The sequence below is a fragment of the Shewanella sp. 10N.286.51.B7 genome (assembly GCF_002873615.1).
Classification (GTDB): Bacteria; Pseudomonadota; Gammaproteobacteria; order Enterobacterales; family Shewanellaceae; genus Shewanella; species Shewanella electrodiphila.
In genome coordinates, this window is record NZ_MCUF01000064.1 from 1 (window position 1) to 11,273 (window position 11,273).

At 34.3% G+C, this 11,273-nt stretch carries 8 protein-coding genes; all 8 read right to left on the reverse strand.

What is annotated here, in order from left to right:
• Positions 1-942: glycosyltransferase (locus tag BCU84_RS17440; RefSeq protein ID WP_102529351.1), on the reverse strand; the 942-nt coding region annotated here is incomplete at its 3' end.
• Positions 943-957: 15 nt separating this feature from the next.
• Positions 958-2,205, reverse strand: a complete 1,248-nt coding sequence (locus tag BCU84_RS17445; RefSeq protein WP_102529352.1) for an O-antigen polymerase — start codon at positions 2,203-2,205, stop codon at positions 958-960.
• Positions 2,206-2,278: 73 nt separating this feature from the next.
• On the reverse strand, positions 2,279-4,171 hold the full coding sequence (locus BCU84_RS17450) for an acyltransferase family protein (protein WP_102529353.1): 1,893 nt from the start codon (positions 4,169-4,171) through the stop codon (positions 2,279-2,281).
• Positions 4,172-4,246: 75 nt separating this feature from the next.
• On the reverse strand, positions 4,247-5,266 hold the full coding sequence (locus tag BCU84_RS17455; RefSeq protein WP_102529354.1) for an NAD-dependent epimerase/dehydratase family protein: 1,020 nt from the start codon (positions 5,264-5,266) through the stop codon (positions 4,247-4,249).
• Positions 5,267-5,354: 88 nt separating this feature from the next.
• Complete coding sequence (gene tviB / locus BCU84_RS17460) at positions 5,355-6,635, reverse strand: Vi polysaccharide biosynthesis UDP-N-acetylglucosamine C-6 dehydrogenase TviB (protein WP_102529355.1); 1,281 nt, start codon at positions 6,633-6,635, stop codon at positions 5,355-5,357.
• Between the two features lie 278 nt (positions 6,636-6,913).
• On the reverse strand, positions 6,914-9,067 hold the full coding sequence (locus BCU84_RS17465) for a polysaccharide biosynthesis tyrosine autokinase (RefSeq protein WP_102529356.1): 2,154 nt from the start codon (positions 9,065-9,067) through the stop codon (positions 6,914-6,916).
• Between the two features lie 115 nt (positions 9,068-9,182).
• Positions 9,183-9,626, reverse strand: coding sequence for a phosphotyrosine protein phosphatase (locus BCU84_RS17470; protein WP_102529357.1), 444 nt, complete (start codon positions 9,624-9,626; stop codon positions 9,183-9,185).
• A 3-nt stretch (positions 9,627-9,629) separates the two neighbouring features.
• A complete protein-coding gene (locus tag BCU84_RS17475; RefSeq protein ID WP_102529358.1) occupies positions 9,630-10,760 on the reverse strand; it encodes a polysaccharide export protein in 1,131 nt (376 codons plus the stop codon).
• Positions 10,761-11,273 lie beyond the last annotated feature (513 nt).

The following is an 11,273-nucleotide window of genomic DNA, read 5'->3' on the forward strand; positions in this document are numbered from 1 at the left end:
GTTAATTTTATATAAGTTACTATATAGAAAAGAATAAACTTTTAAACCCATTGGGAACCTAAGAAATAAATCGAGTACTTTGGGTAAAGGTTCTTGAATTTTTTCACCCCAAATAGTTTTTATTCGATACAATTCATCTAGGTCTGCCGCAGCTAAAGACTTTTTTATACCCCACTTTAATATTCTTTTATAACCCAATAATAATGTCTCTTTCGCTATTTCTGTTTGAGTAGAGATCTTATCTAATGCATAAAGTTGATCATCAAGTGCTAAACAAATATTACCTTTTTTCATATTTTGCCTTGATAGGGAATCAACATGAACTCGATGCATCCCATAAACATCAACTAAGTGTATAATGTCACCAGTAATACTGTTCTGCATATGCAAAAGATAATCTGTACAATTTTTCGTTTTTTTGTCAACAACCTCTTTAGGTAATGAGTTTTTTCTAAACATTTTTGAACTATGTGAGAATAAGAAACCTTTTGTAACCATATCCTCTAAAGTATATCTTTGTAGTGTTTCAAACTTATGAGGAGTACTCAAAACCTTACCTGTTTTAGAGTCGAAATTAGAGAGTGGGTGACTAACAATATTACAGTGTTCGTCATTTTCAAGTGCTTCGATTTGAGCATTTAATTTACCAGGTAACATAAAGTCATCACCATCTAGAAAGCTGATATATTCACCTTTAGCTAAATTAAAAATGTCTTCATAATTTTGCATAACACCGACATTGATTTTTCTATCTATTAGCTTAATTATATCAGGATATTTTTCCTTATATTCTCTAACGATACTACCAGTATTATCAGTACTACAATCCTGCGCTAAAACAATTTCAAAATCAAAGCTAACAACTTGTTCTAACACACTATCTAAACATTCAGAAATATAATCCTGATGATTATACGTTACAATACAAACACTAAGCTTCACAAAGCCTCCAAATAATCATTTAAATTTATAAAAACTGAATCCATTTTTAACTATTAAAAATAATGCAAAATACAACAAAGGCATTATAGCGTGCGGGTGTACAACATGTAGAAAAGCGAGCACAATATAAAAGTAAAAGCGTTGATTCTGACTCTTCAAACAGTCAATATACTTGAAACTTTTATAATAAAATAAAAGAACACACAAAAAACCTAGCCAGCCAAAATTAGAGACAAACTCATCTATAAAACTTGTAGTAACAGTCCAACCTCTCAAGCCTGCACCTTGTTCATTATAAACAAGTTGATTAGTTAAATACTGTGCATATGGATAAGGTTTCATTTCATCGTGAGGAAACATACTTCTCGGTATATATGCCATTATAGCACCCACCATAGTTTGTCCTGGATAATCGACGATTGACTCCCCCTGAATCAGAGTTTTATAGATGGCAAACTTAAGTACGTCATCCCTTCCAAAATCGATACGTAAATTGGAGTAAACTTCTTCTTCTGACTTTGAAATATCAAATTTCACTTCATCTGTGTAATATGAATAAAAGGATATAAACAGTAAGAAAGATAGGATAACTTTAATAACTTCATATTTTTTCTTATTACTATAAAAGTATCCTATCATGAAGTAAACTGGCAGAAAAAACATCAAAAGCCTTTTCCCATTAAAGACAATATCTAAAGTCAAGATAGTTAAAAGAAGAATACTTTTAAAAATACTAATGTTAGCACCATAAAAAAATCTTAATAATAAAATACAAAATGCTGAAATAACACAAGCAAAACTAACATAAACATAAAAGTCATAGTCTGCTGTGCCATATAAACTTCTTATTTTCCCATAATCAAAATATATTTCGGGATTAGGAGAAAAAAATACTAACAACAAACTACTTATACTTAAAAGAATAAGTCCTCTTAGAACAAAAGAATTCACCTTCATAACGCTTACATCTAGCTTAAACTTACTAGACACAAAAGTTTTATACGTAAAAAACAATAATAAGCTAGAAATAAAAATGCCATAAACTAACAAAGTCAAGCTATCATCATTAGCTAAATTAAAATTGTAAAATTTACTAGCATATTCAGGTTTTCCGTAAATCACATTCAAAAAAGAAGGACTAACATAAAAAAGAAAAAATACTGGATAAATAACGACAACAGTATTTAAACGCCCCTTCAGTATATTCCAACTTGAAACAAACAAAGGAGGTATTGATAGACATATTATTACTATATCAGACATATTATTTATAACATTCCATTCAATAAGACACTAACTACTTACTTCTTAAAGTGACACAACGTGTAACTGACATCTAATTAATAATCATCTTATAAAAATCTTTTTCTAAACCAAGTAATTCAGATCCTTCTTTAGATAAGTGTTCAGCATCCCGATACAAATATGTATTGCCTATATGAGATTTACACATCTTGTCATCACAAAAATAATTTTTAAGATTTACTACGTTATAATTATTAGAAAGTAAGTCTAACCAGTTAAATACTACAGTCTGAATTTGATCAAGCTCAGAAATTTTAAAATCACAATAAGAAAGGTCTGCATCCTTATATGTTTGAGTAGATAAACATCTGCCTAAGTTTTTCCCGTTCATTGGTGGAGGAGAAAATATGATTGGTTTAATACCATTTTTTTCAAAGAATCTCAATGTACTCATAAATAGTTCATTTAACTCAGAAATATCAATATTATGTTGGCTCCCATCAGCAAACTCTACTGGGTGCTCTAAATACTGTATAAATGGTGATGACATAACTACGTATTTAATAGATGAGTTTTGCTTAATCCATTTTTTCACTTTTGATGTAAAATCAAGGCACCCTGTTGCAAATGTTCCCTTTAAGACAGGTGCAGCATCAAAAATAGGACCACATGAACTTTTCGTCATCTGTATTAATTGCGCATCCGGATTTGATGATAACACTCCATCCACAAGTTGCATTGCAAAGGAATCCCCCCAAATTAAAATTTCCGGAGATTTAGAATTGTTACATTGGTCAGAAGTATTGAAGGTCAAATCACAAGATGAATCCAAACCTTTATTGGGTTTTAATCTCTCTAATTCAGTGGCCAAACTATAGTTTGAATTACTGCCTCTAATCTCTAAACCATCAAAATAAAAAACTAAAAAACCAATAACGAAGGTCAGTACAGCTAAACTTATTGAAGGTAACTTAATTATCTCTTTTATAGTATGCGCTTTCCTATATTTTATTTTTTCAATATAATTATAACTTAAAGTACCAAATAAAACTGAAAGTACAAAACCAAAGATGGTTGACGTAATAGTTAAATCAAAGTAGTGAATAAAGACAACTACAGGCCAATGCCATAAATAGATAGAATAAGAGGCAGCACCTATTTTTTGAAAAAAATAGTTTCCAGTAATAAAGCTATTCTGATTATTTGCATATAGTAACAACACCCCCCCAAAAACAGGAGTTAAAGCATAATAACCCGGCCAAACTGTATCACTGCTCATAAAAAGATATGAAACTATAATAAGCAAAATAGCAACAAACTCAACTAATTGACTTTTATTTTTACTCAAACTAATAGGATATAAATAAACTAAACCACCTACTAACATTTCCCAGCCCCTAATGGGTAATAAGTAATAAGCAGCATTCGGAAAATTATGTGAAGCAAATACGCTAAAAACAAAAAAAATAAATGTTAGAATAGCAAGTGTTGGCTTTATAGTGTCGATACTGCTGATTTTTTTCAAAAAAAGGATAAAAAGTGGATATAAAATATAAAACTGCCATTCAACAGAAAGTGACCAAGTGTGTAAAAGCCAATTGTAAGCTGAAGAGCCATCAAAATAACCCGACTCTTGCCAATACATTATATTTGAAAAGAACGAAATGCTAGAATATACATGACGACCTAACGCCGAGTACTCTTGAGGTGTTAGTATCCAGCCCCCTATAAATAAAATAATTAAACACATAACAGAAAGAGGGGGAATGATTCTATTAGCTCGCGATAAGTAAAAATTTAAAAGTGAGAATTGATTATTTTCTACCCCTTTAAATATTATACTTGTCATTAAAAAACCTGAAATAACAAAAAAAACATCAACACCAGCAAAGCCGCCAGGTAGCCAATTAGATTGAAAATGAAATAGCATAACACCAATTACAGCTATAGCTCGTAAACCATTTATATCTTGCCTAAAGTGCAAAACCCTATCCCTATCGAAGTTAATTTAAATCTAAAGTTCACTAGCATTACAGAATAATACTGTTGTAAATTTTGTTCAGAGGTTTTCTGTATACCAGTTACATGCTATTTCAATCCCCTGACAAATATTATAAACAGGTTCATATTCTAAGTTTATTTTTGCTTTATTAATATCAGCTTGCGAATGACGAACATCCCCAGATCTAAAATCACAATAAATTGGAGCTTGAATCACGTCAATGTCATATTTTTTCAGTGCCTCTTGTATTGATTTATATAAATCATTAAGCGTTGTTCTATCTCCAACTGCAACATTATACACTTGATTTTTGGCTTCATCTCGTGCTGTCGCCGCTAAAATATTCATTTGTACAGTGTTTTCAATAAAACAAAAATCCCGGCTAGTTTCACCATCTCCATTAATAAATACATCATCCCCTTCTATCATTGCAGCAGTCCACTTTGGAATAACCGCAGCATAGGCACCATTGGGATCTTGACGCTGACCAAAGACATTAAAATAACGTAGACCTATGGTTTTAAACCCGTAGGTACGTGCATACACACCCGCGTATAATTCATTTACGTACTTTGTTACAGCGTATGGTGATAGAGGATTACCTATGTTTTCTTCTACTTTTGGTAAAGCGGGGTGATCACCATAAGTTGAACTTGAAGCAGCATAAGTAAAGCTATTTACTTCTGCTTCTTTTGCTGCATCCAGCATATTTAAAAAGCCAGCAATATTAGTTGCATTGGTTGTAATTGGATCAGCTATTGAGCGAGGAACAGAACCTAATGCAGCTTGATGAAGTACATAATCAACATTTGAAACTGCTTTTTCGCAGTCTTGGTAATTACGTATATCACCTTCAATAAATGTAAAAGCATTCCACTGTTCGCTTGTTACCAAGCTTCTCACTTCATCAAGGTTATGTTGATGGCCAGTAGCAAAATTATCAAGGCCAACTACTTTTTGATTAAGTTTTAATAGTTTTTCTAATAGATTTGAGCCAATAAAGCCTGCAACTCCTGTTACTAACCATATTTTAGGTTCAGTGATTAATTCAGCTTGTATTTCATCGTAACGAGACATATTCAGACCAATATTTATATGATAAAAAACGAGGTGGAAAAGTTCACCTCGTTATATATTAAGATTTCAGTGATAGTTCAGAATAAGCTTATAAGCGCATATCAACTGCGTCTTTATTTAAAACATATTTTAGGTCGTAAAGTACATGTTCACTTTTACCAAACTTGTGAATTTCTTCTGCACCCAGTTCTCTAAACTGATTATGTCCTACAGCTAAAATAATAGCGTCATAATGGTTTTGTTTTGGCTGTTCAATTGTAGTCAAACCGTATTCATGGTTTGCTTCTTCATTACTACACCAAGGGTCGGTGATATCAACATTAATATTGTATTCTTTTAATTCACTGACAATATCAATGACTTTTGTGTTGCGTAAGTCAGGACAGTTCTCTTTAAAGGTTAAGCCCATAACAAGGACATTTGCACCGTCTACATGAATGCGCTTCTTGAGCATTGTTTTAACTAGCTGTGATACCACATATGCTCCCATACCATCATTTAAACGACGACCTGCAAGGATCATCTCTGGATGATAACCTACAGTTTGCGCTTTATGAGTCAAGTAGTATGGATCAACACCAATACAGTGACCCCCGACTAAACCTGGACGGAATGGTAAGAAGTTCCACTTAGTACCAGCAGCTTCTAAGACTTCTAATGTATCAATATCTAATTTATTGAAGATGATAGAAAGTTCATTAATCAAAGCAATGTTTACGTCACGTTGCGTGTTTTCAATAACTTTCGCAGCCTCTGCTACCTTGATACATGATGCTTTATGAGTACCAGCAGTGATAATGCTTTTGTATAATTGATCAACAAACTCTGCAATCTCAGGAGTTGACCCACTGGTAACTTTTAAAATGTTTGTTACACGATGCTCTTTGTCACCAGGATTAATACGCTCAGGTGAGTAACCTGCATAGAAGTCACTATTAAAAGTAAGTCCTGAAAATTTCTCTACAACTGGTAAACACTCTTCTTCTGTAGCACCTGGATATACAGTTGACTCATAGACAATGATATCGCCTTTAGAGATAACCTTACCAAGCATCTCACTCGCTTTAATCAGCGGTGTTAGATCGGGTTGTTTATGCTCATCTATAGGGGTTGGCACAGTAACGATATAAACATTACAGTCATTCAAGTCAGCAACATTTGCGCTGTATTTTAGGTTGGTAGCTTCTTTGAGCTCTTCACTTGAACACTCTAAAGTAAAATCTTTACCTTCTGTAAGCTCAGTTACACGAGTCGTGTTTATATCAAAGCCTAATGTATTAAACTTCTTTCCAAACTCTACAGCTAAAGGTAAGCCAACATAACCTAAACCAATAATACCGATTTTTGCATTTTCTAGTGATAAACTCATCTTACTGCCTTATGTTTCAAAGTTGATTTTTTGTTTCAAAGAATTAATTAGAGAGTAGATAATCATCAAATATGATTATAAAAAAACTGAAATAACACACATATTAAACTCAGCCTTTAAAACCAAGCTGAGACACTTTTTATCCATTTTGAGACAGCGATATTGCCGCTACCTCCTATAGAGCCTAGGTTTTACTGTTTTCTGCCTAGGTTTTCTTTTGGCAGTCCCAATAGGCTCTTTTATTTCTTAAAATATTTTATTACCGAAAAATTCATAACTTACTTATAGCTATAATTATAATAACCATAGTTGTTGTAACCTGAACCGGTTTTCTCGACCATATTAAGAATGGTACCAGCGATTTTAATTCCATCATTGTTAAAACGGTTATTGGCTACTTCAATTTCTTTAACCGGATTACCGTCATATTTAATGACCATTAATGTCGTGCCTGATTGACTGGCAATAATTGAAGCATCGGTAACGGCTAAAATTGGTGGCGTATCCACAATTACAAAGTCGTAATTTTCACTAGCCCAGTTTAAAAACTCAGTTAAGCGATTATGCATTAATAACTCTGAAGGGTTGGGCGGTATTATCCCTCGCGTTACCACATCAAGATTCTCAATCACATTTTTGTCAATGACTTGCTCAATTGGTAACTTACCTGACAAGTATTCAGACAAGCCATTTTCGTATTTAATACCAAAATGGCGCTGCATATAGCCCTTTCGCATATCGGCATCGACCACTAAAACTTTTTGGCCTGACTGGGCAATAATTGCCGCTAAGTTAGCTGATATAAATGACTTACCAATGCTTGGTGAAGGACCTGAAATTGAAATGACATTGTTTTTAGCTTCCATCATTGCAAAGTGTAAGCTAGTCCGTAAGCCACGTAATGCTTCGATACTTAAATCTTCAGGGTTAGAGTAAGCAAGTAAGTTTTCTTGTAAGCCAACTTCAGAGCGTTTTTTTGACTTACCAAATATGACATCACGTTTCGTTTGAATATCAGATTTTGGCACTGTTGCATATACCGCAAGCCCCAAGGCTTCGATGTCATCGGGTGATTTAACACCGCGATTAAAGGCCGCTTTTACCAACACGCCAGCAATTGATAGCATGGCTCCTAGCAGTGTGGCTAGCACAACAATTAATGGTTTTTTGGGTTTGATTGGTAATAATGCAGATTGTGCATTATCTAGAATACGTACATTACCGACTGTGCCCGCTTTTAAGATATTCAACTCTTGTACTTTATTGAGTAACTGAATATAAATTTGCTGATTAACCTCAACGTCGCGGGTCATGCGTAGTACTTCTCGCTGGGTTTTTGGCAGTTTTTGAATTTGACGATTTAAGCGTTCGCGCTCGCTTTCTAAGGTCAGGCGTTTATCAAGTAACGACAGGTAAGCGGGATGCTCTTTGGTGAATCTTTGGCTAATTTCGCTTTCTTTGAATGTTAGTTCGTTCATTTGCGCTTCAAGTTCAACCATTACTTTTAAAATTGATTGTGCTTCTAAGCCTAAATCGATCGAATCATTGTCTTGTCTAAATCCGTTTAGCGTGTCTTCTGCAACGGTTAATTCACCTTTAATACCTGGTAAATGCTCATTCAAGAAAGTTAAGCTTTTTTCAGCCTCTGCAGAGTTACGGGCAATATTTTGTAAAAAGTATCGCTGACTAATGTCATTTAAAATAGCTTCTATTTGGACTCTATCTTCACCACTATATGATAATGATAAAATACCACTTTGTTTACCACGTTCTGAAATAGCAAGATTACTGTTTAACTGTTGAATAACTTGCAAGCGATTACGCAGTGACAAAGTGAATTCATCTCCGCTTTTAGCTGACAAGTCACGGACAAATAATTTAAAGCCATTATTTTCTGCTAGCTGGCCAACTTCACCTGATAATACTTTTTCATTCAGCTCATCAAATATGTTATAGGCTTTATTATCAGCAGTGATTTTAACGATAAAGCTAGTACCTTGATGGCTGCTTGGTATTTCAAAGCGTGTCACATTGATACTATGTTGCTCACCGGTTAGTCTTGCTAAACCTTTGCCTATTATCGGAAGATAGTTAGGAGTGGCGTTAACGGTTAAGTTTAGTTTTTCAACCGTTTCGCCAATAATCATCCGCGATTTAATAATCTCAATTTCAGTAGTGGCTGATGACTCTGAAGAAAACATTTCACCCATGTCACCCACTAACGCAGACATTCCACTTTGTTTTTGCTCAACCTGTAATAACGCATCTGCTTTATAGATTGGTGTTGCTAATAACGCATAAGCAATACCCAGTACAGCAAAAACACCAGTAACGCCAATAATGGTCCACTTTGCACTTAATAAGATATGCAATAATTTGCCTAAATCTATTTCATCATCGGTTTGTGGCTTACGGTTTTCGTTTGAACTCATTTTACAACCCTAATTTAATACTGACAGTACGGCGGACATTGAATATGTCGTCAGATGAAGTCTTCCAAAATTAGCTTAGGCTAATCTTTAGTTAGTGCAGTTTTCGGTTTTAATGCTATTTCAATTTAGCTGCCCAGCCATGGGCTGCTAAATCAATGGCTTTAAAGACAATTTCAAATAATTCTTTACTTTGCCTGTAAGGGTCTGGAATGTCTTTTTGGTTTTGCCAATGGCCAAACAGCATCGTTTTACCTCTCGCCTCAGGTATCATGTCTGTTACTGCACGAATATGCCCCTTTTCCATCACCAGTATTAAATCATACTGCTGAGCTAACTCTCGCGTTAACTGTTGTGATTGATGAGCTGATAAATCAAGGTCATAATTTTTAGCAATCTCAATTGCTGTCGCATCTGCAGGTTTACCCACTAATCCACTTTTTTCTGAAGCAATACCTGCAGAGGCGATTGTTTTATTGGGCAAACGTTTAATTAATGCTGCCTCACCTGTCGGAGAACGGCAAATATTTCCTACACACACGACTAAAATTTTTTCAAACATAATTTAATTATCACTATAAATATTATTTGTACGTTCAATACCTTGAGCTAATTGGTTAAACCCTGAAATAGTCGGTAATAGTTGCATCATGACTCGATTCCAGCGACTTAGTGGTGCCGCAGTGACATAGACGACATCATACGGTTGCAATTCAAATTCGGTTCCTAATGCTAAAGCTGTGGCTTCAGAAACGTCTAATTGGTAAACATTAGCAATTGGACCAGTTTGTTCACTGTATTGGCTTCTAATCACAAACACACCAGTAGCATCAGCTTGGTATTCATTTATACCACCAACTTCTGCCAACGCTTCAGTTAAGCTCATACCCACTCGATCAATTTTTAGCATTTGAGGGTCATTTACCTCCCCTAACACAAAGACCTTTTGATCATCATTACGTGGAATATGCAATATATCCCCTTCTCGTAATAATCTATTTTGTGTTAAATCGCCTTGTTGCATCAATCCATACAACGAGATCTGTTCAGTTTGACCATCACGTGTTAACGCCATTTGCTGCCAAGCAGCATCTTCAGTTATTCCACCAGATTGATTAACCGCATCAAGTAGGGTTAATGGAATATTAGTAATAGGCAGTACACCAGACTTGTTCACTTCGCCGGTGACATATACTTTTTGAGAACGAAATGCCGCTAAATTGACATCTACTTGTGGAGCTTCAATAAATTGACTTAAACGCATTGCAATATCAGCTCTTATCTCTCTAACTGATTTACCTACTACCTTTACTACACCGATATATGGATAAAAAATGGTTCCATCAGAGTGTACCCAGTTACCTGACTCCGCGGAGCTACGATAAGAACCTGCAGGGATTGTTAACTCAGGGTGATCCCATATCGTGATGTTAAGCACATCGCCAACACCTACTCGATACTCATAACGTTGAATTTCTTGTTCTAAGGCATTATTTGCAGTTGACTGAATTTCAGGCTTTTTAAATTGAGAAATTGACTCAGATGTTAAAGCATAAACATTTACTTGTGTTTCGGTGCTTTCATGTTGATTGGTTTCTTCATTATCTAAAGAAATGTGACTGCCAGGCACTGTACAACCAGCGAGAAATAAGAAGGAAATTGCGAATAAAACTTTTGGTTTTGTATATAATTTCATTTAAATTTTCTTAAAAATCCTAAGTTACTGATTGATGATGAGATAAATTGACTGGTTCGTGTTTAAGCTGCTTTTTATAAAGCAATACTGCTCAACAAAAGCACTAAGCTCTAAAAAAACCACGCTACCGCCCTTAGATTACAGCTTCTAAAGCGCTAAAAAAATTATTTTGTTAAATTTGTTAAATTTCAGGCTTATTTTAGGCTAGTAGAAATAATCGAAATTTAAGTTTACGGATTCTATCCTAATCAGGCGCAAAAGTGCATTGAAAACCTAAGTTAAAAGCTTAAAAAACACAATTCAGCACAATGAATCACACTTATTTGACTTAGTGAGATATTAAGTTATTTTGAACTATTGAAATGTGCTCTAAAGCTAGATTTCTATGATTCAAGAATATTATAAGAATTTTATGTTACAGAAAATTGAAATTATCTATTGATACTAAAAAACATGTAGCAAGAGTAAAAATTGGATATGATGTAACTAAAGATAAGCAGGTAAGCAGGTAAG